The organism is Glaciecola petra (assembly GCF_031846345.1).
Lineage (GTDB): Bacteria > Pseudomonadota > Gammaproteobacteria > Enterobacterales > Alteromonadaceae > Glaciecola > Glaciecola petra.
In genome coordinates, this window is the sequence record NZ_JAVRHX010000004.1 from 22,366 (window position 1) to 47,916 (window position 25,551).

Annotated in this window: 22 protein-coding genes; 10 read left to right on the top strand and 12 right to left on the bottom strand. The window is 40.8% G+C overall.

Annotated features, from left to right (window positions below):
- The first annotated feature begins 1 nt into the window (after window position 1).
- Both RM552_RS13045 and dxs read left to right on the top strand, forming a co-directional pair.
- The gene (locus RM552_RS13045; protein WP_311369305.1) at window positions 2-904 is read left to right on the top strand and encodes a polyprenyl synthetase family protein; all 903 of its coding nucleotides are present in this window, start codon (window positions 2-4) and stop codon (window positions 902-904) included.
- Between the two features lie 48 nt (window positions 905-952).
- Window positions 953-2,818 (top strand): 1-deoxy-D-xylulose-5-phosphate synthase, encoded by a 1,866-nt coding sequence (gene dxs / locus RM552_RS13050; RefSeq protein WP_311369306.1) that lies wholly within the window; start codon window positions 953-955, stop codon window positions 2,816-2,818.
- Here the strand turns inward: dxs and RM552_RS13055 are convergent.
- The 10 genes from RM552_RS13055 to lpxD form a co-directional block, all read right to left on the bottom strand.
- Window positions 2,811-3,305, bottom strand: a complete 495-nt coding sequence (locus RM552_RS13055) for a phosphatidylglycerophosphatase A family protein (RefSeq protein ID WP_311369307.1) — start codon at window positions 3,303-3,305, stop codon at window positions 2,811-2,813. The genes dxs and RM552_RS13055 overlap by 8 nt on opposite strands.
- A gap of 7 nt (window positions 3,306-3,312) precedes the next feature.
- On the bottom strand, window positions 3,313-4,287 hold the full coding sequence (gene thiL / locus RM552_RS13060) for a thiamine-phosphate kinase (protein WP_311369308.1): 975 nt from the start codon (window positions 4,285-4,287) through the stop codon (window positions 3,313-3,315).
- A 3-nt stretch (window positions 4,288-4,290) separates the two neighbouring features.
- Window positions 4,291-4,713, bottom strand: a complete 423-nt coding sequence (gene nusB, locus RM552_RS13065; RefSeq protein ID WP_311369309.1) for a transcription antitermination factor NusB — start codon at window positions 4,711-4,713, stop codon at window positions 4,291-4,293.
- Window positions 4,713-5,189: a 6,7-dimethyl-8-ribityllumazine synthase gene (gene ribH / locus RM552_RS13070; protein WP_311369310.1), complete on the bottom strand. Its 477-nt coding sequence runs from the start codon at window positions 5,187-5,189 to the stop codon at window positions 4,713-4,715. The genes nusB and ribH overlap by 1 nt, the downstream gene beginning before the upstream one ends.
- A gap of 83 nt (window positions 5,190-5,272) precedes the next feature.
- Entirely contained in the window at window positions 5,273-6,379 is a 1,107-nt protein-coding gene (gene ribBA / locus RM552_RS13075) for a bifunctional 3,4-dihydroxy-2-butanone-4-phosphate synthase/GTP cyclohydrolase II (RefSeq protein ID WP_311369311.1), read from the bottom strand.
- A 10-nt stretch (window positions 6,380-6,389) separates the two neighbouring features.
- The gene (locus RM552_RS13080) at window positions 6,390-7,052 is read right to left on the bottom strand and encodes a riboflavin synthase (protein WP_311369312.1); all 663 of its coding nucleotides are present in this window, start codon (window positions 7,050-7,052) and stop codon (window positions 6,390-6,392) included.
- 46 nt (window positions 7,053-7,098) lie between these two features.
- Window positions 7,099-8,295 (bottom strand): bifunctional diaminohydroxyphosphoribosylaminopyrimidine deaminase/5-amino-6-(5-phosphoribosylamino)uracil reductase RibD, encoded by a 1,197-nt coding sequence (gene ribD, locus RM552_RS13085; RefSeq protein WP_311369313.1) that lies wholly within the window; start codon window positions 8,293-8,295, stop codon window positions 7,099-7,101.
- 45 nt (window positions 8,296-8,340) lie between these two features.
- On the bottom strand, window positions 8,341-8,796 hold the full coding sequence (gene nrdR / locus RM552_RS13090) for a transcriptional regulator NrdR (protein WP_311369314.1): 456 nt from the start codon (window positions 8,794-8,796) through the stop codon (window positions 8,341-8,343).
- A gap of 84 nt (window positions 8,797-8,880) precedes the next feature.
- Window positions 8,881-10,137, bottom strand: coding sequence for a serine hydroxymethyltransferase (glyA, locus tag RM552_RS13095; protein WP_311369315.1), 1,257 nt, complete (start codon window positions 10,135-10,137; stop codon window positions 8,881-8,883).
- A gap of 234 nt (window positions 10,138-10,371) precedes the next feature.
- Window positions 10,372-11,400 (bottom strand): UDP-3-O-(3-hydroxymyristoyl)glucosamine N-acyltransferase, encoded by a 1,029-nt coding sequence (lpxD, locus tag RM552_RS13100; protein WP_311369316.1) that lies wholly within the window; start codon window positions 11,398-11,400, stop codon window positions 10,372-10,374.
- 148 nt (window positions 11,401-11,548) lie between these two features.
- Here lpxD and ettA point away from each other — a divergent pair, with 148 nt between their 5' ends.
- The 4 genes from ettA (at window position 11,549) to RM552_RS13120 (ending at window position 15,530) form a co-directional block, all read left to right on the top strand.
- Window positions 11,549-13,213 (top strand): energy-dependent translational throttle protein EttA, encoded by a 1,665-nt coding sequence (gene ettA, locus RM552_RS13105; RefSeq protein ID WP_311369317.1) that lies wholly within the window; start codon window positions 11,549-11,551, stop codon window positions 13,211-13,213.
- Window positions 13,214-13,285: 72 nt separating this feature from the next.
- A complete protein-coding gene (locus RM552_RS13110) occupies window positions 13,286-13,729 on the top strand; it encodes a hypothetical protein (RefSeq protein WP_311369318.1) in 444 nt (147 codons plus the stop codon).
- A gap of 3 nt (window positions 13,730-13,732) precedes the next feature.
- Window positions 13,733-15,100 (top strand): MFS transporter, encoded by a 1,368-nt coding sequence (locus RM552_RS13115; RefSeq protein ID WP_311369319.1) that lies wholly within the window; start codon window positions 13,733-13,735, stop codon window positions 15,098-15,100.
- 28 nt (window positions 15,101-15,128) lie between these two features.
- Window positions 15,129-15,530: an MAPEG family protein gene (locus RM552_RS13120; protein WP_311369320.1), complete on the top strand. Its 402-nt coding sequence runs from the start codon at window positions 15,129-15,131 to the stop codon at window positions 15,528-15,530.
- Between the two features lie 50 nt (window positions 15,531-15,580).
- On the opposite strand, the gene RM552_RS13125 is transcribed toward RM552_RS13120, so the two are convergent.
- Both RM552_RS13125 and radA read right to left on the bottom strand, forming a co-directional pair.
- Window positions 15,581-16,294, bottom strand: coding sequence for a PP2C family protein-serine/threonine phosphatase (locus RM552_RS13125; RefSeq protein ID WP_311369321.1), 714 nt, complete (start codon window positions 16,292-16,294; stop codon window positions 15,581-15,583).
- Window positions 16,291-17,661: a DNA repair protein RadA gene (gene radA, locus RM552_RS13130; RefSeq protein WP_311369322.1), complete on the bottom strand. Its 1,371-nt coding sequence runs from the start codon at window positions 17,659-17,661 to the stop codon at window positions 16,291-16,293. Before radA ends, RM552_RS13125 begins: the two co-directional genes overlap by 4 nt.
- A gap of 138 nt (window positions 17,662-17,799) precedes the next feature.
- Here radA and RM552_RS13135 point away from each other — a divergent pair, with 138 nt between their 5' ends.
- The 4 genes from RM552_RS13135 to RM552_RS13150 all read left to right on the top strand — a co-directional run bounded on the left by RM552_RS13135 (window position 17,800) and on the right by RM552_RS13150 (window position 25,527).
- Entirely contained in the window at window positions 17,800-20,232 is a 2,433-nt protein-coding gene (locus RM552_RS13135; RefSeq protein ID WP_311369323.1) for a PilZ domain-containing protein, read from the top strand.
- A gap of 89 nt (window positions 20,233-20,321) precedes the next feature.
- Complete coding sequence (locus tag RM552_RS13140; RefSeq protein WP_311369324.1) at window positions 20,322-23,006, top strand: family 20 glycosylhydrolase; 2,685 nt, start codon at window positions 20,322-20,324, stop codon at window positions 23,004-23,006.
- A 52-nt stretch (window positions 23,007-23,058) separates the two neighbouring features.
- Window positions 23,059-24,213, top strand: a complete 1,155-nt coding sequence (gene nagA, locus RM552_RS13145) for an N-acetylglucosamine-6-phosphate deacetylase (protein ID WP_311369325.1) — start codon at window positions 23,059-23,061, stop codon at window positions 24,211-24,213.
- Entirely contained in the window at window positions 24,214-25,527 is a 1,314-nt protein-coding gene (locus RM552_RS13150; RefSeq protein WP_311369326.1) for a sugar MFS transporter, read from the top strand.
- Window positions 25,528-25,551 lie beyond the last annotated feature (24 nt).

Sequence of the window (25,551 nt, forward strand, 5' to 3'; positions counted from 1 at the left end):
AATGTCGTTTTCTATTTCCCTTGATGCCACACTGGCAACTACTAAACAACAAATCCATGAGAGTTTTGCTGACTTTATTGCGCAACAAAATATTCCAGAACCAAAGCTCGCCAATGCTATCGAATATGCGCTGCTGTCTGGCGGTAAACGCATCCGCCCATTGTTAATCAATTTGATAGGTAAATCTTTAGGATTAAGTCAAACAGATCTTACTCCAATTGGTCTTGCTGTTGAGTGTATACATTGTTATTCCTTGGTTCATGACGATTTACCAGCAATGGATGATGATGATTTACGGAGAGGAAAGCCAACTTGTCACATTGTATATGACGAGGCGACTGCAATATTGGCCGGTGATGCTTTACAGTGTATGGCTTTTGAAGTCTTAGCCTCTGCTCATTTTTCTATTTTTGCTGACAAACAAAGAGTAGAACTTATTGCTCTGCTGAGTAAGGCCGCTGGTGGATGTGGCATGGTTGCAGGACAGAGCATTGATTTAGTATCTACAAACAAACAGATTAACATCGAACAGTTAACTGAGTTACACCGTCTCAAAACGGGGGCTTTACTTGAGGTCTGCGGCGCCCTTCCTTGTGCAATTAGTGAGCACATAAGTATAGAACATGCAGAGTTGTTCAGACAATTTGCGCGGCATATTGGTTTGGCGTTTCAAATTCAAGATGACATCTTGGATGTTACAGCCGACACTGATACTCTAGGAAAACCACAAGGGTCAGACGAACTAGCGAACAAATCAACCTTCGTGTCACTATTAGGCTTGGACGGCGCAAAAAAAGAACTTGATAAACAACATTCAAAAGCAGTAAACGCCCTTGCCAATTTACCGTATAATACTGATGAGCTGTTATCGTTTACTGATTTTATGGTTACCCGAGCATATTAGACTCTACTGACCTATGCAACACCAACAACTGAGAAGAAAAATACAAGTATGAGCCTTGATTTAAATGACTACCCCCATTTGGCAAAAGCTGACCTGCCAGAAAATCTGAGACGTCAGCCTAAGTCAAGTTTAGGGAACATAGCAAATGAACTCCGACAATTTTTGCTTAATAGTGTTAGCGCAAGTAGTGGTCATTTTGCTTCAGGCTTGGGTACTGTCGAACTGACAGTTGCTTTGCATTATGTTTACAATACACCATTTGACAAGCTAGTTTGGGACGTTGGTCATCAGGCATATCCGCACAAAATCCTAACAGGACGCCGAGATAGAATGACTACTATTCGCCAAAAAGGAGGCTTGCATCCCTTTCCTTGGCCACCCGAGAGTGAATTTGATACTTTTGCAGTAGGTCATTCTTCAACATCAATTAGCGCTGCCTTGGGCATGGCGATTGCTGCCGAAAAAGAAAATGCAGGGCGTAAAGTGGTTGCTGTTATTGGAGATGGTGCGCTAACTGCAGGCATGGCTTTCGAAGCATTAAACCATGGTGGTGATATTAATAAAGATATGCTCGTGGTCCTTAATGATAACGAAATGTCTATTTCAGAAAATGTAGGTGCCTTAAATAGTCATTTAGCACGCTTATTAACGGGTAATTTTTTCAATTCAATCCGTGATGGTGGTAAAAAAATACTGTCAACAATGCCACCAATAAAAGAGTTTGCGAGTAAAGCTGAGGAACATATCAAAGGCATGGTAGTCCCCGGTACTATTTTTGAAGAATTAGGTTTTAAATATATTGGACCAATTGATGGGCACGATATAGATGGTATGGTGGATACCTTAACAAATATGCGAAAAATGCCTGGTCCAAAAATATTGCATGTGGTAACCAAAAAAGGCAAAGGTTATCAACAGGCTGAAGAAGATCCTATTAAATGGCATGCAGTGCCAAGGTTTGATCACACTACTGAGCAATTCCCGGCAAGTAAGCCAAGTAAACCGACCTTCTCAGCGATTTTCGGTGAATGGCTATGCGACATGGCAGAAAAAGACCCAGAATTGGTTGCGATTACCCCTGCAATGCGAGAGGGTTCTGGGATGGTGAAATTTTCCCAAAAATTTCCTGAACAATACTTTGATGTTGCGATTGCAGAGCAGCATTCAGTGACCCTAGCAGCCGGACTAGCATACGCCAAAAAACACCCTGTTGTGGCAATTTATTCTACTTTTTTACAACGTGCATACGATCAACTTATACATGATGTTGCCTTACAAAACTTACCCGTCCTTTTTGCAATAGATCGTGCCGGTCTTGTAGGTGCTGACGGCCCTACCCATCAAGGTGCTTTTGATATTAGCTTCTTAAGATGTATACCAAACATGATTATTATGACACCAGCAGACGAAGCTGAATGTCGAAATATGTTATATACCGGGCATCTTGCGCAATCTCCAGCAGCAGTTCGTTATCCTCGTGGTGCAGGCATGGGGATAGAAATTAGTCAAGAAATGCAAGCAATACCCCTTGGTCAAAGCAGAGTGATTAAGGAAGGCAAAAAAACGTGTATATTGAATTTTGGTACGCTTTTACCTGAAGCGATCAAAGCCGCAGACGCAATTGATGCTGCGCTGATTGATATGCGTTTTGTTAAACCGCTTGATCATGATGCGGTAATTTCAGCAGCAAAACAGTATGATTTAATCGTTACATTAGAAGATGGCGCTATAAAAGGTGGTGCAGGTAGTGCGGTTATAGAATGCTTGCAAGCAGAAAAAGTATTGGTACACGTATTATGTTTAGGACTCCCCGATGAGTTCATTATGCAAGGCACACAACAAGAAATGTATGCAGAATTAAAGATTGATGCACAGGGTATAGAGCAACAAATTGAGCAGTTTTTAGCTAGTTAAAAACTGCTGGCATCAAAAATAGACTAGAGTGTAAGCCAACTGCGGCGAATAATGCCGCTATCACGTCATCTATCATAATACCAAAGCCGCCATGTACATGCTTATCTAAAAAGCTGATGGGCCATGGTTTCCAAATATCAAACACACGAAACAAAATAAAACCAAGTACTAATGTTTGCCAAGAAATAGGGACCGCAACAAAAACAATCAGCATGCCCGCTATCTCATCCCATACAATTGAGCCATGATCATGGACACCTAAGTCTTTGCTCACCTTGTCACAAATAAGAATCCCAATAGCCAAAGAAAAAGAAACTAAGACGATCTGCCAAATAATTGGTAAAAAACTAGCGCCATATACCAGAGGTAAAGCGGCAAGTGAACCCATAGTACCCGGCATAAAGGGGATTAAACCTGACCCGAAGCCAAATCCTAAAAAGTGTGCTGGATGTATAATATTTACTTTGCCAAGTAATTGTTTATCCATAATTTATCTAAAAGTGCTGATAACCGTGACGTGTCTCGCTAGACAAATCATATGCTTGGTTGTTCAAGAGTAAATCAAGCTTACCTGCAGCACCCGTTACCTGGCCGATACAGGTATATTGAATTGAGTAACTATCTAAGGTTGTTTGCATGCTTGTTTTTTGTTCTTCAGGCACTGTAAACAAAAGCTCATAGTCATCACCGGAAGTAGTAGCGTACTCTAAGGCTTTTTCTAAACTGTCGACGTTTTTCCCGAGGGCCGGAGAAATAGGTAACTTATCTAGTTGCAGCAATATACCTGTATCGGAGGTATTTGAAATATGTGCAACATCTTGTAATAGACCATCAGATAAATCGATACATGCACTAGCAATTCGTCTTAAACAAGTTCCTGCCAAAACTCGCGGTGCAGGTCTTAAATGCCTATTTACTAAATATTCTCGGGCTTCTTTGTCGTTTATTGTCAATTTGCCCTTGAGTATATCTAAACCAGCGCCAGCGTCTCCCAGGGTGCCTGTCACATATATCCAATCACCATTTTGGGCGCCGCTGCGTTTTAAGATACTCTCTTGTGGCACGAATCCTTGTGCAGTAAGTGTTAAAGATAGTTGCCCTTTTACAGTATCTCCACCTATCAGTTGCACTGAATAATATTCACAAAGCTCAGCTACCATGTCGCTAAACTCAGTCAACCACAATTTATCCACACTTGGCATGGACAACGATAAATTCAACCATGCTGGCTCTGCTCCCATTGCAGCTAAATCACTTAAATTAACGGCAATAGTTTTATACGCTATATCAGCTGCAGAGGTCCCTTTCAGAAAATGTACGTCCTCTATTAACGTATCTGTAGTAGTGACTAAACATTGGTTTTCAGGTACTTGTGTTATGGCTGCGTCATCACCAATACCGAGTATTACATCCTTTCGGGGAAAACTTTTTCCCGAAAAATATTGTTGTATCAAATTGAATTCATTCAAAATTTAGGTTCTTTCGTCTTTGCGTAAGGTTTTTACCGCTTTATCCAAAGCACCATTGATAAATTTATGACTTTCTTCGGCACCAAAAGATTTTGCTAATTCTATCGCCTCATTGATTATCACTTTAAATGGCGTATCAAAACGTTCTAGCAATTCGTAAGTGGCCAAACGCATAATAGATTTTTCAATAGGGTCTAGCTCTTCAGGAAGGCGTCCTAAATAAGGCTTGTACTTTTTATCGAGGCTAACAACGTCGTTAGAGACGCCAGCTAAAATAGCCTGAAAATACTCCATATCGACTTTCTTCATATCATTGGTGGTGACCATCGACAATTCGATTTGTTTAATGTCGTTTCCACTCATTAGCCAGCCATAAAGTGCTTGTAAAGCAAGCACTCTAGCTTGTTTGCGGTGAGCTGGTTTCACTAAAGTGCCTCATCTAACGCTGCCATAACATTCACCATTTCTAGCGCACTAAGTGCAGCTTCAGCACCTTTGTTACCTGCTTTTGTGCCTGAACGCTCAATTGCTTGTTCAATGCTGTCGGTTGTAATAACACCAAATGCTAGCGGAATTGTTGCATCTAGAGAAACCTGTGCAAGACCTTTATTACACTCACCCGCAACAAAATCAAAATGCGGCGTACCACCACGTATCACTGCACCTAGCGCAATAATGCCATCAAACTTATTGCTCGCTGCTGCTTTTTTGGCAACAATCGGCAATTCGTATGCGCCAGGGACCCGAATTAACGTGATATCGTCAGGGTTAACTTCGCCATGACGCTCAAGGGTATCTAAGGCTCCCTCTAATAAGCTCTCTACAACAAAACTATTGAAACGCGAAACCAACACTGCAAATTTTTTGCCTGTTGCTCTTATATTACCTTCAACTACTTGCATAAATCGCTGCTCCTCATAAAAAACGGGCGTGATAATAGCATAAAGCTAGAAAAATAGTCGCTATATTTAACTGGCTTTTTCTATCAATCTTCATCATGAATGTACTCAACTACTTCCAGGCCAAACCCTGAAAGTGCTGAATATTTTACGGGTTTACTTAACAAACGCATTTTTTGTATACCTAAACTTGCTAAAATCTGACTTCCTACGCCCACTGTGCGAGAAGAGCCTTGCCAAGGTTTACTTTTAGCGATTTGCTTATTATCTTCGGCTTCAAATAGCTTAACTTGGGCTATTAAGTCTTCTTGTTTGCCCAAAACCACAATCACACCGCCTTCCTCAGCTATTCGCTGCATTGCCTTATTTAGTGGCATAGATCTATTTATGGCGCGAGTTGAGCCTAATAAATCGCTCAATGTATTATGCAAATGGACTCTAACTAATGTTGGTTTATCAGCAACAATAGAGCCTTTTTGAAGAACAAAATGAATTTGTTCGTCAATGACATCCTTATAGGTAATTAAATCAAAATCACCGTAAGTAGTTGGTAATTTGCAACTGGCAACTTTTTCAATTGTTGTTTCATTGAGGTTTCGATATTCGATTAAATCGGCTATGGTGCCAATTTTTAAATCATGTTCCTGCGCAAATTTTTCTAATTCAGGGCGTCTTGCCATACTGCCATCTGGATTAAGAATTTCTACGATAACCGACGCAGGCTCGCAACCCGCTAAACGCGCTAAATCTACCCCAGCTTCAGTATGTCCAGCTCTATTTAGCACACCACCTTCTTTAGCAATTAATGGAAATATATGACCGGGTTGAACGATATCTTCACTGGTAGCATCAGTAGCAACCGCTGCCAAAACTGTTTTAGCTCGATCAGCAGCCGAAATGCCTGTGGTTACACCTTTTGCTGCTTCTATAGAAACCGTGAAGTTTGTTGAAAACTGCGCGCCATTATTATCAACCATAAGTGGCAGTTTTAGTTTCTCACAGCGAGTTTGGGTCATAGGCAAACAAACTAAGCCCTTGGCATGACTGACCATAAAATTAATCGCCTCGGGTGTGATATGTTCAGCTGCCATTATCAAATCGCCTTCGTTTTCGCGATCTTCATCATCCATCAAAATAACCATTTTACCTTTTTTGATGTCAGCTATAATTTCTGCCGTGCTATTTAATGCCATATTGTTCTCTTTATTTTTTTATATAACCGTTTTCAGCTAAAAAACGTAAGCTAATGTCTTTTTTATTTGCATGTGCCGCTTTATCGCCTTGCAGTAGTCTTTCTAGATAACGCGCAACCACATCCACTTCTAAATTAACTTTAGTGCCTAAGACATAATCCCCAAATACAGTTTCTTGCAATGTATGTGGAATTAACCACAGCATAAAAGAAGCACCATTCACTTCGTTAACGGTTAAACTTACACCGTCTACTGTAATTGAACCTTTGTGCGCAATATATTTAGCGATGTCTGTGGGCGCTTCTACCCAAACTTCGACATAATTGCTGTGCTTGTTAATCGCCTTAACGCTGCCAACGCCATCAACATGGCCACTCACAATATGCCCGCCAAATCGACTATCTGCGCGCATCGCTTTTTCTAAGTTGACCTTATCGCCTATTTTATAATTAGCAAAGCCTGTATATTTAATAGTTTCAGCTGACACATCCGCGGCATAATAATCATCGCCTTTGTCAACCACTGTTAAACACACACCGCTTGTTGCAATGCTGTCACCTAAATGCACATCGTGCATATCAAGTTTACCTACATGTACTTCTAAACGAAAATTATCGCCAAGGTCATCTAAGCGTCTAATGTTGCCAACAGATTCTATTATGCCTGTAAACATGATATTCCTATTGTGTTAGTTGTAATGATATGTGAATGGAAGAAATTCATAAGTTTGCTCTAATTTTGATGTCGCCGCCTACCAATTTGAGCTCGCTAATTGAGAAGCGAGTTGCGTCTTTTAAAAATTCGGGCGCGTTAACTTTCAGTAAATCTTTCGCGTTGTTACCTAAAATCATCGGTGCTTGATATACCACCAATTCGTCAACCAAACCCTTTTCAAACAAAGCTCCACATAGGTTTGCGCCCGCTTCCACCCATACATGGTTAATCTCTTGGCAGGCTAAATCTTTAAGCATTGCCAACAGGTCGATTTTTTGTCCTATATTAGACTGACCGTTACCTCGACTATTTAGCTGCCTTTGTTCAACATTTTCATGTTCGATAGCAGAATTGTGTTTTATATTATAAACCAGCGTAGGAGCGCCATCACTAAGGATGTTATGTTGTTGACTGCTCAATTGATTCTGGCTGTCTATAATAACCCTTAAAGGTTGTTTTTGCCGCCGAGAAAAACGAACAGCAATATCGCTTGGCAATTGATGAGTTCGCACGTTCAGTTGGGGGTTGTCGTGCAGTACCGTGCCAGATCCAGTCAAAATTGCACATGCCTTAGCTCGCTCTATTTGCACGTCGGCTCGCGCTTGCTCAGTAGTAATCCATTTGCTTTCACCAGATGCTAAAGCCGTTTTAGCGTCTAAACTCGACGCCAATTTAACACTGACAAATGGACGTCCATGTTCAATTCTAAAAAAGAAGGTTTTATTGAGTTCTTGTGCTTCACTTTGCATTAATCCTATCGATACATCAATACCAGCATTTTTCAGGATGTTAATACCTTTCCCTGCCACCATTGGATTAGGGTCTAGGCAAGCAACAACAACCTTTTTTACTCTTGCCGCTACCAGAGCTTGCGCGCAGCTACCTGTTCGGCCAACATGAGCACAGGGCTCTAAACTCACATAAACACTCGCACCCTTTAAGCTATGCCCATTTGCTACTGCTTGTTCCATTGCATTAATTTCTGCATGGGCTAGACCTGCTCTTTCATGGTAGCCTTCGCCTATAATGACTGGTGCTTCGTCAAATTGGTCTTTTGTTGCATGTGGTTCTGATACTATTACGCAGCCCACGTGTGGGTTTGGTGTCGTTGAGAACCGCCCTTCTGTGGCTAGCGCTAAGGCTCTTGCCATCATATTGGCATCAAAAGTGCTAAATTTAGAATTTGGTTTTAAATTCGACATAATGGCTTTTGTTTTATCAGCAGTGTCAATTCGGTTTGCGAAAATTTATACATCATCTGATAGCTTGGCAATTTCTTCCCCAAATTCTTTCACATCTTCAAACGAACGATAAACTGAAGCGAATCGCACGTAGGCGACTTTGTCTAACTCTTTTAATGCAGACATGATTAGTTCACCTATAAACTCAGATTTCACTTCTCGCTCGCCTACAGCTCGTAAAGACGACTTGATTTTAGCAATGGTCTGATGGATGGATTCTGTGCTAACAGGCCGTTTTTCAAGTGCTCGGGTCAAACCAGCAACCAGTTTATCTTCGTCAAAAGGTTCACGGGTTTCATCGCGCTTAATCACTTTGGGCATGACAAGTTCTGCTATTTCGAATGTAGTATAACGTTCAGTGCATTCTAAGCACTGACGTCTGCGCCGAATCTGCTCTCCACCAGCAACTAAACGAGAATCGATAACTTTTGTTTCTTGTGCACTACAAAAAGGACAAAACATTAAACATACCTTTATTTAACAACGAAGCCGGCATAAACCGGCTTAGTGGACCTATAGATTTACACTATTTACCTAACAATAATATTAGCTGTAAACAGGGAATTTTTCACACAAACTAACAACTTGACTCTTAACACTATCAATAACCTCCTGGTTATCGATATTATCAAGCACATCACAAATCCAATTCGCCACTTGTTTGGCTTCGGTTTCGCTAAATCCGCGACGTGTAATGGCAGGAGTACCAATACGCAAACCACTTGTCACAAATGGTGACCGAGGGTCGTTAGGAACCGAGTTTTTATTTACGGTAATATTTGCATTACCTAATGCTGCATCGGCATCTTTACCAGTGATGTCTTTGTCAATCAGGTCTAATAAAAACAGGTGGTTTTCAGTGCCATTTGATACAACTTTATAGCCACGGCTTTGCAACACCGAACACATCGCTTTTGCATTAATTAATACTTGTTGTTGATACGTTTTGAAATCGTCAGACAAGGCTTCTTTAAAGGCTACTGCTTTAGCCGCAATAACATGGCACAATGGCCCACCTTGATTGCCAGGGAATACTGAGCTGTTGAATTTTTTGTATAGCGTTTCATCGCCACAAGCCGATAGTATTAATCCGCCTCTTGGACCAGCGAGCGTCTTATGCGTGGTGGTAGTTACAACATGTGCGTGTGGAATTGGGCTGGGGTAAATGCCAGCAGCCACTAAACCCGCAACATGAGCCATATCGACTAATAAATAAGCACCTACTTTATCTGCTATTTGTCTAAAACGCGCCCAATCTACAATACCTGAGTAAGCTGAAAAACCACCGATTATAAGTTTTGGTTTATGTTCAAGGGCAAGCGCCTCAACATTGTCATAATCAATAATGCCGGTTTCTGGATGCAAACCATATTGCACCGCATTATAAGTCTTACCTGAAAAATTAACATGAGAGCCATGGGTTAAGTGGCCGCCATCTGCCAAACTCATGCCAAGTACGGTGTCATTTGCGTTAATTAAGGCCATAAAAACAGCAGTATTCGCTTGTGAACCTGAATGCGGCTGTACGTTGGCATAATCGGCATCAAATAACTGCTTTGCTCTTTCAATGGCTAACTCTTCTGCCACATCCACATGCTCACAGCCACCATAATATCGCTTCCCCGGATAGCCCTCAGCATATTTATTTGTGAGTTGTGAACCCTGTGCTTCAAGCACTCTAGGACTACAATAGTTTTCAGAAGCAATTAGTTCAATATGGTGTTCTTGGCGTTGTTTTTCTGCTTCCATCGCAGCAGATAATTCTGGATCAAATTCAGCGATGGACGTATTGCGTGACAGCATGCGGGCTCCTCGTTCACAAAAATTGGGGAAGGTTTGATAAGCAAAGTATGAAGCTCATCAAAAAAATCGTGCATATTGTAGCGTTTTTGACAGCTTTGTATATAGATGAAATCGAATATCTAATAGCACTAATGCACGATATCTTGACAAGAGAATAGCTGCATTGCTACCTTCGCCCAAACACACAAAATATTGTGATCATTTTTGTAATAAATTCAGTCGTTTATTGTACTTTTATTTATCTTGGTTTTTTAAACTTAATTCAAGTTGTTTGACGCGATCAAATAACTTTCCTATTTGACGTTGTTGCACGGTATTTTTTTGCCATTCTCTATTTGGTAATACGGGCATGCCTGAAGAGTACACTCCCGCTTCTTTAATAGATTTGGTTACCATTGAATTACCGGTAATTTGCACTTTATCAGCAATACTAATATGCCCATTAATGGCACATTGCCCAGCAATAACTACATATTTTCCAATTATCGCGCTACCAGCAATACCAATAGCGCCACACAAACAAGAAAAATCCCCTACTTGAACGTTATGTGCCATATGGACTTGATTATCAATAATGACATGCTTGCCAATAATCGTGTTGTCAATTGCGCCTCTGTCTATGGTGCATCCGGCACCAATTTCAGTGTCGTGACCGACAACAACAGTTCCCATTTGTGGGATTTTAACCCAAATACCCTTGTCGTTTGCATAACCAAAACCATCACATCCAATGACAGATCCAGAATGAACCGATACTCTATCACCCAAAACCACTTCATGATAAATAGTCACATTCGCACGCAGGTTCACTCCTTCTCCTAACTTTGCCCTTTCACCAATATAGGTATTTGGACCAATGATAGTGTCTGCACCCACTATCGCACCTGCAGCGATAACTGCCCCGGAGCCTATAGCGACATTGTTGCCGATGACTGCGCTAGGATCGATATTGGCGCGAGCAGAAATACCATTTGCTTGTTTTGGCGTAGTATCTAAAAATTGTGCCGCTTTGGCGAAACCGACATACGGATCTTTTACAATTATTGCATTGCCAGAGTATGCCTCAGTCGTTTGTTCATTTATAATGACAGCGCCTGCTTTTGTGTCACTAAGGTCCTTAGCATATTTAGGATTAGACAAAAAAGATAACTGATGAGATTGGGCTGTGGTTAGGTTACCCATTTCTGTGACGCAATGCTGGGCATTGCCCTGCACTGTACCGCCAATATGTTCGGCTATTTGTGCAATTGTTACTGGTGGCATTAGCAACTTCCTAAAAGAATTATCACGATAATAAACAGAATGTTAACACACAAAAAACCGGAAGAAAGCAGGAATATTGTGTAGAATATATAAAGGTTAACAGACCCTAGCAAATAAAATTAATTATTAATTAAGGATATCAGCCCCCATGGCTCAATACGTTTACAGCATGCATCGCGTAGGCAAGATAGTTCCTCCTAATCGACACATTTTAAAAAATATTAGTTTAAGCTTTTTTCCCGGTGCCAAAATTGGCGTACTCGGTTTAAATGGTGCAGGTAAATCAACCTTGCTTCGCATTATGGCCGGCATCGATAATGAGATTGAAGGAGAAGCACGCCCTCAACCAGGTTTAAAAATTGGTTATCTTCCTCAAGAACCAAAACTTGATGAAAGCAAAGATGTACGAGGTAACATCGAGTTGGCGGTATCGGATGTAATAGATGCCCTAGCAAGACTGGACCAAGTCTATGCTGAATATGCGTCACCTGATGCAGATTTTGATGCATTAGCAAAAGAGCAGGGGGAATTAGAAGCTATCATTCAAGCAAAAGACGGTCATAACATAGAAAATGCCTTAGAAAGAGCAGCCAATGCATTACGCTTGCCACCTTGGGACGCAGATGTTACTAAGCTTTCTGGTGGTGAGCAACGCCGAGTTGCGCTTTGCAAACTGTTGCTCGAAAAGCCCGAAATGTTGTTACTCGACGAACCGACTAACCATCTTGATGCAGAATCAGTGGCTTGGTTAGAGCGGTTTTTACATGATTATGAGGGCACTGTTGTTGCTATTACCCATGATAGGTACTTTCTTGATAATGTTGCCGGTTGGATATTAGAACTTGACCGTGGTGAAGGTATTCCTTGGGAAGGCAATTACTCCTCGTGGCTTGAACAAAAAGACGCTCGATTACAACAAGAAGAGCGCAGCGAAAATGCTCGACAAAAATCCATTAAACAAGAGTTAGAATGGGTACGTTCTAATCCCAAGGGCCGCCAAGCTAAAAGTAAAGCAAGAATGGCTAGATTTGAAGAACTCAATACTGGCGATTATCAGAAACGCAACGAGACCAACGAGTTATTCATCCCACCTGGTGAGCGATTAGGAGATAAGGTCATTGAAATTAGTGATTTAACAAAATCATATGGTGACCGTTTGTTAATTGATGGGCTATCTTTCAATGTTCCCAAAGGAGGTATAGTTGGCATCATAGGTCCAAACGGGGCTGGTAAATCAACGCTATTCAAGATGTTGACGGGTGCTGAAGAAGCCGACTCAGGTGCTATAGTGGTTGGCGAAACGGTGCAACTTGCTAGTGTTGATCAATTTCGCGACCATATGAATGAAAACAACACTGTTTTTAAAGAGATTTCAGATGGCCAGGATATCCTTAAAATTGGTAACTTTGAAATAAATAGTCGAGCGTATTGTAGTCGGTTTAATTTCAAGGGAAATGACCAACAAAAGTTTATCAAAGACCTATCTGGCGGCGAACGGAATCGCGTGCACTTAGCAAAATTACTTAAATCAGGCGGAAATACGCTGTTGCTAGATGAGCCGACAAATGATCTGGATGTCGAAACACTCAGAGCATTAGAAAATGCGATATTGGAATTTCCTGGTTGTGTAATGGTGATTTCTCACGACCGATGGTTTTTAGATAGAGTTGCAACACATATTCTGGACTATCGAGATGAAGGTAAAATCAACTTCTTTGAAGGCAATTACTCAGATTATGCTGCATGGTTAAAAGCAACCTATGGACAAGATGTCGTTGAGCCTCATCGATTGAAATATAAAAAGATAAGTTAGGGTCTAATACGCATATCAACTCATAAGGCCTTTTATAGAGTAAAGGCCTTAGACATCAAAAGTGAGAATAAAATGGCTAAATTAATGGGCGTCCCTTTTCGGGATTTACCCGCAACGAGCATACCTTTGTTCGCGTTAGGTTTGATCATAGTGTTATTTTGCCATTTTCAATTTATGCATCTCATAGCAGGCGAAAATCCAGAGTTTCTTGTTGTGTTAATGGTGTTTGGACCTGGGTGTTTATTTGTTGTCTCATTTATTACTACTTTTTTCCCCTCATTATGTCGAACTCATTTAATGGCCTACGTAGCCCTCATTAGTGGCGTTGAAATAGGTATTGCCGCTTATTTAGGTTATTCGGCAACACAATGGTACATTACGCCTGAACTATATCGAATAGAGCCAACTGTTGTCAGTTTGACGCTGATTATCGGGTGTTTACAGTGGTCAAAACGAAAATGGGAATTACGAGTAAAAGCGTTGTTAGAACAAAAATCTAAAATTGAGCAGAGTTAGTTTTTGCCTAAAATCCCTCCCATCACTGCGGCACTGATTGCTGTTTGCGCCGGTTACCTTATCGCCCCAATGGGAATGGCATCAGTTAATGTTGCTATTCCGGCATTGGCTGCCGATCTTAATGCCAGCGCAATAAAAGTTGCTTGGCTGCCGACACTTTATATCTTAAGCAGCGTAGCGTTTATGCTGCCTTGCACTAAACTTGCCGATAATTTTGGGCGAAAACGAATATATAGTATTGGTCTCGCGGTCAATATAGTGGCAGCGTTTATGAGCAGCATTGCAAGCAATATTGATTGGATTTTATTTTGGCGGTTTTTCCAAGGAGTGGCGGGAGCAATGATTTTTGGCACAGGAATCGCCATTATTACCTCTGTAACGACCCCGAAAAAAAGAGGCGCCGCTTTGGGTATTGTTGCCAGTTGCGTATATATTGGTTTAACACTAGCACCAGCGCTTGGCGGTATCCTAACTCAATATTTTGGTTGGCGCTCAGTGTTTTATTTCCAAATCCCTTTTGGTGTGTTTTTGATTCTTTTCATCAAATGGCAACTCAAAGGTGAATGGAAAAACGATGCCCATTCAAATTTTGATTGGAATGGTTCTTTATTATTTGCCACTTTTGCAACGGCGTTTGTGTATGGTGTGAGTGTATTACCCGACGCAAGCGGTATTGTTTTTTTGCTACTGGCATTTAGCAGCTTAGCAGCCTTTGTGTTTCATCAAAGTCGACATCAGCACCCTTTAATTCGGGTACAACTATTCAAAGAAAGCCGTGTTTTTAGTTTATCGCTTTCTACGTCGTTTCTAATGTATGGTAGTAACTTCGCCATTTTATTCTTATTGAGCCTTTATTTGCAGTATATTAGAGAACTAAATCCTGCCCAGGCTGGACAAGTCTTGCTTATGCAAGCTTTGGCTATGGCTATTATTGCCCCTTTTGCAGGTCGACTCTCTGACCGTTACGAACCACGCATTGTTGCCACCATCGGCTGCGCAATAGTGGCAATTGGTTTTATCGCACTCAATCAAATAAATATGTCGACTAGCGCGTTTTATATTGGTGGTGCTTTGTTGTTAATAGGTATAGGCTTTGGTTTGTTTTCAACACCCAATAATAGTGCCATTATGGGGGCAGTAGACAAACATGAGGTAGGCGCAGCCTCGGCTTCCATGAATTTGTCTAGAACAATTGGTAATTTAGTCGGTATGAGTTTAGTGAATCTAATGATGCAATACTATATTGGCGACGCCAACTTTACACCAGAACAAAACCCGGCGCTAATGCAAACCATCTCCTTAGCGCTTATGATGTCGCTTAGTTTTGTTTTAGTTGCATGTGTTCTTTCAGTGCTTCGAGGAAAGAAATAATATTTTACAATAATAAAAGGTCATAAAAATGGATATGAATTTCACAACATTATTAACCGTCACCCCAATGTATATTGCTATATTGGGCCTTATTTTGGTGCCAATGACAATGTATGTGGGCATGTACCGGATAAAAAATAAGGTTGATATTGGCGATAATGCCGACAAATACCTGATTAGACGCATAAGAAGCCATGCTAATTTTATTGAAACAGTGCCTTTGGCCGTCATATTATTGCTTACTGCGGAATTAATGGGTGCGAGCGCAATTTTGTTGCACTGTTTAGGTATCACACTCGTGCTTGCTAGAATTTTACACTTTATCGGCTTAAGTGGTATCGGCCCGTTTTTTGGGCGCCCAATTGGGATGTTTGGAACTTTAGGTGTCTATTTGGTGACTTCTATTTGGATATTAGTTGCATTAATTTGAAAGCACAATATTGAACAAACAATACTCAGTCAAAAGAAGCATTATCGTTATTAACCTGATGGTTCCAATAAAATAACAGAAGTATTGTCTCTACCGCCTTTAGTATTGGAAAGATGTATTAATTGCTCAGCTTGCTCTTGCAGGCTTTTTCGGTTAGTTAATATTTGTTGGATATCTAACTCATTTAGCTCGTTACTCAAGCCATCACTGCATAACAATACCTTGGACTGTTTAGTCAGTTCGATACGTTTGTGATCAGCGCCAAATGGCTTACTCGACGACATCCCTAAAGACCGCGTTATAATATGTCTGTGGGGATGGGTGATGGCTTGGTCTTTGCTAATTAAGTTAAGATCAAGCAATTCTTGAATTTTTGAATGATCGTGCGTGAGTTGTTTAAGGATTTCTCCTTCTTGTAAATATACTCGGCTATCACCAACCCACCAAACATCTAAATATGTCTCCTCTAATTTTGCTAGCGCAAGCGTTGTGCCCATACCCCGTTTAGTATCGACGCGAATAGCATATTCCAAAATACTCGCGTGGGCACCATAAATCGCTTGCTCAATCGCACGTCCTTGTTCAACATGTTGCAAAATAATATCACATGCCATTTTACTCGCAATTTTGCCATTATCGTGCCCCCCCATGCCGTCAGCAATAATCCATAAGCCAATTGTTTTGTTAATAAGAAAACAATCTTCGTTACTCGGCCTTACTTTACCAGTATGACTAATACCTACTGCATTTATTTGCATACTCATAATGCTTCCAATGCCTCATTGAGTCTCGCAACAGGGACAATCTCCAATCCGTCAATAGGCTTCTTAGGCGCGTTAGCACGAGGGACGATGGCACGTGTAAAACCGTGTTTAGCGGCTTCGCTTAATCGATCAGTTCCATTTGGAACAGGCCGAATTTCACCCGACAAACCAACCTCACCAAAAGCTAACAAACCTTGCGGTAAAATAAGATTTCTGAAACTAGACAGCATCGCTAAAAGCAAGGCTAAATCTGCACCTGTTTCTGTTATTTTGACACCGCCAACGACATTGGCAAACACATCTTGATCATTCATCTGTATATTGCCATGACGATGCATAACAGCCAACAACATTGCCAATCTATTGTGATCCAAACCTACCGCTATGCGACGAGGATTAGAAAGTGGTGAATGATCAACCAAAGCTTGTATTTCAACTAACAGTGGTCTTGTGCCCTCCCAAACAGACATGACAATGCTCCCAGGAGAAGGGTCTTGGGCGCGGTTCAAAAAAATTGCAGAAGGGTTTGATACTTCTTTCATGCCTTTTTCGGTCATACCGAAAACACCAAGCTCATTGATGGCACCAAAGCGGTTTTTAGTGCCGCGTAAGGTGCGATACCGCCCATCTGACTCGCCCTCAAGCATCATCGAACAATCAATACAATGCTCAAGTACTTTTGGTCCAGCCAAGCTCCCATCTTTAGTCACATGCCCAACTATGAACATTGCAATATGATGCTGTTTGGCGAAGCGAGTAAGCGCAGCAGCGCATTCGCGTACTTGTGATACCCCACCCGGAGCCGATTGGATATCACTTAAATGCATAACCTGAATAGAATCAATTACCATCACGGTTGGTTTGTTGGTTAAAGCAAGTTGGCAAATAGTGTCTACGTTAGTCTCAGATAATAGTTTTAGTTTATCATTGGGTAAACCAAGTCTATTAGCACGCATAGCGACCTGTTGTAAGGACTCCTCACCAGTGACGTACAAGGCTGTACTTTGTTGCGCTAAATAGCACATCACTTGCAATAAAAGGGTACTTTTACCAGCGCCTGGTGAACCACCAATTAAAATGGCTGAGCCCGGCACAACACCACCACCGAGGACTCGATCAAGTTCTTTAAACCCCGAAGTAAAACGAGGTAATTCACTTAAATCGATTTCATTAAGCGTTTCTACTTTTGCCTGTGTGTTACCAGCAAAACCGCTACGTGCTGGACTTCCAGAAGGCATACTACTAGCGCTTGGCAAGCGTAATTCCGAAATAGTATTCCAAGCCTTGCAATCGTTACATTGCCCTTGCCACCTTGGATGTTCACTACCACAATCACTACACACATAAGCTGTTTTTGTTTTTGCCATTTAGCTAATAAATTCCTGTTCGTGTTTTGTCTGCAAAACCGCTAAAGTTACCGACTAATTTATCCGATAACGATAAGATGGGAAAGTATAATATGTTTTTGATTTCATATGTCTTAATTCTTGTTCTAAGAAGTACAAATGACCGATAGACTAGAAAGCTATGAAGCGCTTATCCAAGCATTAGCACCTTTGGTAAGTAAAGCAAATTTCAACGTTGAATTTGAACAGCGGACTAAGTCGATCCCACAAGACACACGTTTTCTTATCAAAATGGAACTTAAACGCTTAGCCAAACCTTGTATCCGCTCAATCGATCTTCGGACTATAGTCAAGGATGAATGCCGCTTATTCCACCACCACGGCATTGACCATTATCTCAATGTTAACGGAATTTTACATTTTGAGAAACTGGTCAAACGATACGAAGAGTATACCTTTGGTGTATACGAAAACGTACTCAAAGAAGCTGAAAAAGAAAAGCAATCTTACTTGGTATCACAAAAAAAAGGCTTGAGCAAAACTGAAATGTATTTGCCCGACGAGAAATATATTACCCCTTGCCAAGAATTATTAAATTTTCCGGTCAGGAAACAAGAACGCCTTAATTATGTGGTTGCGGTAGAAATTTTCTTTGCTGACAAAAGCAGTATCCATGCAAGCACCCTCGATATTTCAGTCAATGGCTTACGCGTTAAACTAAAAGACAATGACAAATTAAGTAAATTTAAAACCTTTGAACCCCTTCAAATTGTCTTACGGGGCTTAGATAAAAACTTGGGACTTTCACGCGAGTCGATAGAATATCAAGCCCTGAATGTCAGTGGCGATCACCATAAAACGCAAATTCATTTATATCGAGATGGCAGCAAAAACCCCTTGTTTGACGACTTTGTGCAAGACTTAATAAGGGTCCATAAACATCGTTATAAAGTTAATCTCGATAATGTCGAAATGGCCCTGGCCAGCAAAATATACGAACAAAGTTTTGCCAACAACACGCCTACTTTACCCGTATTTATTTGCCGGGATGATGAAAAAATATTCTGTGCAAAGTATGCCAGTATGAATACTTGTAACAAACCTATATTAGATTTTTGGGAAGACGAGAAAGGCCAACAAGTGATTGGTTTTTTACTCAATCCAAATCGATTGCACAGGTTGATTAATGATAACAATGCCTATCCTCAAATGACGATATATTGCTTTAATCATATCAAAGATGAAAAGGTTTATTTTTATTCCGCAAGTGAACAAGAGCTCGCAGAAAGCAGTGAATTAAGATCAACGTTTTTAAGTTACGGCGCCCGCAAAGTTAGTTGGCGTGTTTATCATCTTACTGTAAGTGATGTATTGCCAAATCAAGGCTACTCGCCGACTTCAATTCCAGATGGTGTGAACAAAAGAATTGACCGCATGAATCAGGCCTTGAGCCCTCGTTTGAAATCAAAAATAGACCTTATTACTAACATGGTTAGTGTAACCGACATCACTAATGACATTGGGCAAGCCTGTTACCAAACACAGTTGCTACATAAGCATAAAATACGACTATTAAGTCAATTTGGCCATGCTCGCAACAAACTACCGCATTTTGTAGAAACATATCGACATACGCAAAAAGAATTGAGACGACAAACCCGATATACTTTGCGCACACCCATTACCATAAAAACGAACAACCAACTTGTGAAAGGGGTAACGGAAGATGTCTCAATAAGCGGACTCAAAATTGAATTAGATGAAGCTATCACACAAAGGTTAAACAGTAAGGTTAATGTCAGCTTTAGCAAACTACAAAAAATCACTGATAGTTTTGATTTACACAATCTGCGATATAAAGTGGTACATATTAATATCGATAAAAATGTATTGCATTTGCAGGCTAGCGCAGAAGATGAAAATAATGTTGCTGAAAACTTTTTCACTCATTTAATTGAGCATAATTCAGACAAATTAACCGCTATTCAAAACGAAGAGCCTGTGTCTGGACTGAGCATTGCTTTACGCAATATACACTCCAAAAATAGTCCTCAATTTTGTGCCTATGTTGAAAAAAAGGTACAGGGATACTTGCCGGCCATGTCCAGTGCTTCGCAGGTAAGAACAAAATGGATGGAATTTTTACATCATGATAAAAGCCTTGCCTTAGTCAATCTAGGGTGGTTGTATCAAGATATTGATGAGGGTAATGATTTCGTCAATCAAACGCTTAAGCTACTGCGAATAGACCCTACGCCCATTAAATCTGAAATATTTGTTGCCGCTCCCGCGCAAAGCCAGTTTGCAATGGGGATAAGAAAAGCAAAATGGCAATATCAGTTCCCACATCAACGCGCGCGTCAAAGTTTTATAAAACAAGCAATAAATGCGGGTGAGTTTTTAGCTTTTAGCGTAACTATCAACAAAGCTATTAAACCCGATCTGGAAAAAATTGAACAGGAACTGCTGTACTTAAGTCAGCATGCCGTGCACAAAGCGACCTATTTTGAAGAACGTCTTTGGGATATTGCAGGCAATATCTTTTTAACCGATATCACTCAAGAAGTACTCACCCGTTATAAATTACGTTAAGCTTTAAAGTAAGCGTCTATTTATGTAAATATCGTCTATCGGTATTAACGATTAAACATGTTAATACCCAGCATCAGCGGGAAGGGTTAATGAAAGGACGTATTCAACACTGCTATTTTTTGTTCTTTATTTTCATAAAGGCTATGGCACTCCTCGGTCTTTTGGGTGGCATATGTGTAAAGGCATATTCAAATTCTGAGAAAGGTGATGCTAGAATTGAATTACTCGAGGCTGCCGCAAATAATATTCAAATAAAGATAAGCGTGCAACATAACTATTTGGACTCTGGTTGTCCAAACAGCGCAGCTTCTTGCTATCAAGCCACCCTCTATCTCAAACTTGCTACCCAAATGCCGAAGCAATGGCGTATTTTGTTTAGCCATCTATCTCCCATTAATAAAGTGCAAAGTGAGAATTTTACAATACGACACATTAATGGTGATTTGCATGAAATAAGGCCCATAAATAATTCCGCAGAACAAGCTTATGATCCACTAAAAGAATACCAAATAAGCTTTTTTGGCTTTACCCCGCTTGTTTCTGAATCTATTCTATTCCCTAATTACTTATTAGTATCTAACGATTCTCACGCTCGGGTAATTGCGTCCACCTTAAGCCAACAAATGCCAGGACAGCAAATTCCAAAACATCAGCATGTGTTACCGTTTACTCTTAATGAGCAACTAAAGCGAGGAGCAAACGACGCAGTAGCTATTGCGACTGCGACAGAACGCCTTGAGCGTTTTTCATCCAGAAGCGCATTGTCGCTAAACGATAAACCACCCAATTCACCCCGTATTATTCCAAATGTAAAACATAGTGCGTGGACGCATATACGCTTGGATATAAAAGAAGGCATTGCGTTGCCTGACACAATCAAACAAAACGCAAGTTTGTATCATGCGATCACTCAGCGGCTATCAAATAATGGTATTACCTTAAACGACAAAGGAATAAAAGTTCAATTAGTTGGCAAACCTAAAGGCTCACATGAGCCAGATATGAAAGATGCGAACTTACAAATCAACCATGCGCAAAGCGAGGTATATCATTTATCCATTACCGACAATTCAATTATTGTAAAGTTTACCGATAATGCTGGTTTGTATTATGCATTTATGTCACTCGCACAACTGTATTCAAAAGACTCACAAAGCTTACCTATTGGTACTATTAACGATAGTCCTTCCTTGGGATTTAGAGGCTTGCATATTGATGTTTCTCGAAACTTCAGGAGCAAAGCGTTTATTTTGCAAACCATTGACCAAATGTCTTACTTCAAACTCAACAAACTGCATCTGCATTTAGCGGATGATGAGGGTTGGCGTTTACAAATAATGTCCTTACCCGAACTGACCGAAATAGGCGGATATAGATGCTTTGACGAGCGAGAAACACAATGTTTGTTGCCGCAATTAGCTGGTGGAGACGGCGTTTCACAAGATACCGTTCAAAATAGTGGGTTTTATACTGTTGATGATTATCAAGCAATTTTAAAGTATGCGCATGCTAGGCAAGTTGAAATCATTCCATCCTTTGACATGCCAGGGCATTCTCGTGCGGCGATTGTTTCAATGCGCGCTCGTTATTACCGCTTAATGCAAGAAAACAAACCTGAACAAGCTACGCAGTTTTTGCTCACTGAATTTGAAGACCAGAGTCGATATCGTTCAATTCAACATTACAACGACAATACCTTAAATCCATGCTTGCCTTCGACATATCGATTTATTGAGGAAGTACTTAATAATCTTATCGCCATACACCACACAGCAGGCGTGCCTCTAAAGCGTTATCATTTGGGCGCTGATGAGACCGCTGGAGCATGGCAAAATTCTCCCGCATGCGCTCGCTTTATTGCTAAGCACAAAAATATGAGTGAGGTATCTGAATTAGGCCCTTATTTTATTGAACGGGTAACAAATATAGTATCCAATTTAGGCATAACACCCGCAGCATGGAGCGATGGTTTATCGTCGACCAATCCACACAATTTGCCAAGCAACATACAGGCAAATGCCTGGGAGACGCTCTATTCAGGCGGGCACTCCAAGGCTCACGAGAAGCTAAACAGAGGCTGGCAAGTAGTATTATCTACCCCTGATGTGTTGTATTTTGACTTTCCATATGAGGCTGATCCGATTGAGCCCGGATACTATTGGGGTTCAAGATATACCGATACTTATCAAGTTTTTCAATTTATGCCATTTAACTTACCCGCACATGCAGAGCTCTGGTCAGATAATTTTGAACGGCCGTATTCAGCAAATGCTAAGGTAACTAAAAAACGAGACATTACAGGTATACAAGGTCAACTTTGGGGTGAAACTGTGCGAACTGATGCACAGGCAAATTACATGCTTTACCCTCGTTTATTAGCACTTGCAGAACGCGCATGGCATACGCCAACTTGGGCTGAAAAATACCAAGGCGATAAAGATTATTCGGTAAATACTAACCAAATAGATAAGGACCAAAAAACTGCTATAGCGTCTGACTGGAAGGCGTTTACGCAATTGCTAACAACTAAAACACTTGCGCAACTTGTTCGCGATGGAGTCATACCGCGAGTGCCCTTGCCAGGTGCAAATATGCAAAACAACACATTAATTATGCAATCTGCATTTACAGGCTTAATACTTGAGTATAGGCTGGAAGACAGTGACTGGCAGCGCTATGATAAGCCTGTACCCGTTGACCACGCGCATGGCATTGAAATACGTGCACGAATAGGTAGTACCAATATCAGTAGTCGAATACAAAAATTACAATAATCTTCGCGCAAAAAGCGATAAAAACGCGCACAAAAGGTAAAAAAGTTAGAATATGCAAACTTACTACAGTGACCATTTTTTTGATGGTAATAACATAACACAAAGTGTTTTGATGAGCGTTGACAATGGCATTATTGTAGACATACAAGCAGGAAAAGCAGAAGATGCAGATGTTAAGCTAAATGGACTAGTTACTAGTGGTTTTATCGACATTCAAGTGAATGGTGGTGGCGGTATTATGTTTAACGACATACAAACTCCAAAAGCCCTGCATACCATTATGGCAGCACATGCACAGTTTGGTACTACTGCAATGTTACCTACGCTGATTACCGATAACCATAAGAAAATGCACGCTGCTGCAGAGGCTATTTATCAGGCGATTCAACACAATGCTGAAGGTATTGTGGGTATCCATTTTGAAGGGCCGCATTTGAGCATCATTAAAAAAGGCATTCATAGTGAAAAACATATTCGACCGGTCAGCGACGCAGATTTAGCGACGATTACACGTAAAGACATTGGCAAGGTTCTAGTTACACTAGCGCCAGAAAATGTGCCACTTGATGTAATAAAAGAGCTTGTTAATCAGGGCGTTACTGTTTCTTTAGGGCATTCATCTGCTGATATAGATACTGTATTAGCAGCAATAGAAGCTGGGGCAAAATGCTTTACACATTTGTTCAATGCAATGAGTGGCTTAAAAGCTCGCGAACCGGGTATGATTGCGGCAGCGCTCGGCAACACTAACGTATATGCGGGATTGATTGCTGATGGCCATCATGTTCACCCATATAATTGTCAATTAGCATACAAATGTTTGGGCGATAAACGTTTAATTTTAGTCACTGATGCAATGGCGCATGTAGGTAGTGATATAACAAGCATATCTTGGGTAGACAATGTAATCAGCAAACAAAATAATCGCTTAAGCTTGGCTGATGGCAGTATTGCAGGTTCGTGCATTAGTATGGCAAATTCTGTGCAAAACATGACGAAATTTTTGGGCCATAACAGCCTTAACAGCCTTAACAATCAAGATAATACTGCGTTAACCAATATACTTAATATGGCAAGTTTACACCCTGCTGAGCTGATGAACTTAAAAAACCGTGGCTCACTATCTATCGGTAAAAGAGCCGATTTTGTGTTACTGAATGCAGAATTAGCCCACCAAGGCACTTGGATAGCTGGAGAGGAGCAATAAATGCAAAACACTATTAAGCCACAAAGTAGCCTACTCCCTATGGTAATTATTGGTGGTCTATTTTTTATATTTGGCTTTATTACTTGGTTAAATGGGGCTTTAGTTCCCTTTTTACAAATTGTGTGCGACCTCAATGAGATGCAAGCGATTTTAATTGCCTCCACGTTTTATTTTGCTTATGTTGTAATGGCCTTGCCGATGGCGAGTTTACTTGATAAGACTGGCTACAAAAAGGCAATGGCATTAGGGCTTGGTATGATATCGCTTGGATGTTTATTGTTTATTCCCGCCGCACAATTGCAGTCGTTTGCTATGTTTTTATTTGCTCAATTTGTACTGGGCACTGGTTTAACTCTTCTACAAACCGCTTCTAATCCCTATATCGTGAAAATTGGACCAGAAGAAACAGCCGCAGTCCGTATTTCTATTATGGGTATACTAAACAAGATGGCAGGTGTTTTTGCCCCCATGATATTCACTGTACTGGTGCTCGGAGATTTTGCTGATGTCAACGCAAAATCTGTTGATTTATTATCAACAGCCGAACGCGAAGTTAAAGTGAGTGCGCTTGCAGATGGGTTAATATTTCCTTATTTATGGATGGCGATTGCTTTAGCCGTTCTTGCCCTTGGTATGCTTAAGTCAAAACTTCCTGAACTAAGCGCTTATCAACTAGAAGAAAACCATACGGTAAATTCTACTTCTAGTAAATCTATCAAAGACTATCCGCACTTGTTGTTGGGTGCCGCTACATTATTTGTCTATGTTGGCGTAGAAGTCATTGCCGGCGATACTATTGGTTTGTTTGGTTCAAATTTAGGCGTAATCAATGCGACCTCTTTAACATCATTCACGATGGCGTTTATGGTATTGGGTTATGTGCTTGGGCTCATACTAATCCCCAGAATTATGACTGAGCGTAACGCTCTGCTTGGTTCAGCCATTTTAGGAATGATTCTGTCTATTGCCATTGTATATTCATCTACGAGCAACACTTTTATTTCTGAAATATTGTGGGGATGGCTTGGTTTTGCAAAGGTGCCAAACACTATTGCATTTATCGCGCTACTGGGCTTTGCAAATGCAATCGTATGGCCTGCGGTTTGGCCCCTCGCCCTTAAAGGTTTAGGAGATTTAACTGCAAAAGGCTCGGCAATATTAATTATGGGTATTGCCGGGGGTGCTATTTTACCATTAGTGTATGGTGCATTATCTGGCTGGCTTGGCGGCCAGTCTGCATATTGGATGATGTTACCTTGCTATTTGTTTATCTTTTATTACGCTTTGATTGGCTGCAAAATACGCTCAAAGTAAGCTTGGGCGTTGGGCTTGATTAAC

What these genes read in the sequence shown, in the direction of transcription:
- RM552_RS13045 (WP_311369305.1), top strand. Translation starts at nt 2, where the DNA reads ATGTCGTTTTCTATTTCCCTTGATGCCACACTGGCAACTACTAAACAA.
- dxs (WP_311369306.1), top strand. Translation starts at nt 953, where the DNA reads ATGAGCCTTGATTTAAATGACTACCCCCATTTGGCAAAAGCTGACCTG.
- RM552_RS13055 (WP_311369307.1), bottom strand. Translation starts at nt 3,305, where the DNA reads ATGGATAAACAATTACTTGGCAAAGTAAATATTATACATCCAGCACAC.
- ribH (WP_311369310.1), bottom strand. Translation starts at nt 5,189, where the DNA reads ATGCAAGTAGTTGAAGGTAATATAAGAGCAACAGGCAAAAAATTTGCA.
- ribBA (WP_311369311.1), bottom strand. Translation starts at nt 6,379, where the DNA reads ATGGCATTAAATAGCACGGCAGAAATTATAGCTGACATCAAAAAAGGT.
- RM552_RS13080 (WP_311369312.1), bottom strand. Translation starts at nt 7,052, where the DNA reads ATGTTTACAGGCATAATAGAATCTGTTGGCAACATTAGACGCTTAGAT.
- ribD (WP_311369313.1), bottom strand. Translation starts at nt 8,295, where the DNA reads ATGTCGAATTTAAAACCAAATTCTAAATTTAGCACTTTTGATGCCAAT.
- nrdR (WP_311369314.1), bottom strand. Translation starts at nt 8,796, where the DNA reads ATGTTTTGTCCTTTTTGTAGTGCACAAGAAACAAAAGTTATCGATTCT.
- glyA (WP_311369315.1), bottom strand. Translation starts at nt 10,137, where the DNA reads ATGCTGTCACGCAATACGTCCATCGCTGAATTTGATCCAGAATTATCT.
- lpxD (WP_311369316.1), bottom strand. Translation starts at nt 11,400, where the DNA reads ATGCCACCAGTAACAATTGCACAAATAGCCGAACATATTGGCGGTACA.
- ettA (WP_311369317.1), top strand. Translation starts at nt 11,549, where the DNA reads ATGGCTCAATACGTTTACAGCATGCATCGCGTAGGCAAGATAGTTCCT.
- RM552_RS13110 (WP_311369318.1), top strand. Translation starts at nt 13,286, where the DNA reads ATGGCTAAATTAATGGGCGTCCCTTTTCGGGATTTACCCGCAACGAGC.
- RM552_RS13120 (WP_311369320.1), top strand. Translation starts at nt 15,129, where the DNA reads ATGGATATGAATTTCACAACATTATTAACCGTCACCCCAATGTATATT.
- RM552_RS13125 (WP_311369321.1), bottom strand. Translation starts at nt 16,294, where the DNA reads ATGAGTATGCAAATAAATGCAGTAGGTATTAGTCATACTGGTAAAGTA.
- radA (WP_311369322.1), bottom strand. Translation starts at nt 17,661, where the DNA reads ATGGCAAAAACAAAAACAGCTTATGTGTGTAGTGATTGTGGTAGTGAA.
- RM552_RS13135 (WP_311369323.1), top strand. Translation starts at nt 17,800, where the DNA reads ATGACCGATAGACTAGAAAGCTATGAAGCGCTTATCCAAGCATTAGCA.
- RM552_RS13140 (WP_311369324.1), top strand. Translation starts at nt 20,322, where the DNA reads ATGAAAGGACGTATTCAACACTGCTATTTTTTGTTCTTTATTTTCATA.
- nagA (WP_311369325.1), top strand. Translation starts at nt 23,059, where the DNA reads ATGCAAACTTACTACAGTGACCATTTTTTTGATGGTAATAACATAACA.
- RM552_RS13150 (WP_311369326.1), top strand. Translation starts at nt 24,214, where the DNA reads ATGCAAAACACTATTAAGCCACAAAGTAGCCTACTCCCTATGGTAATT.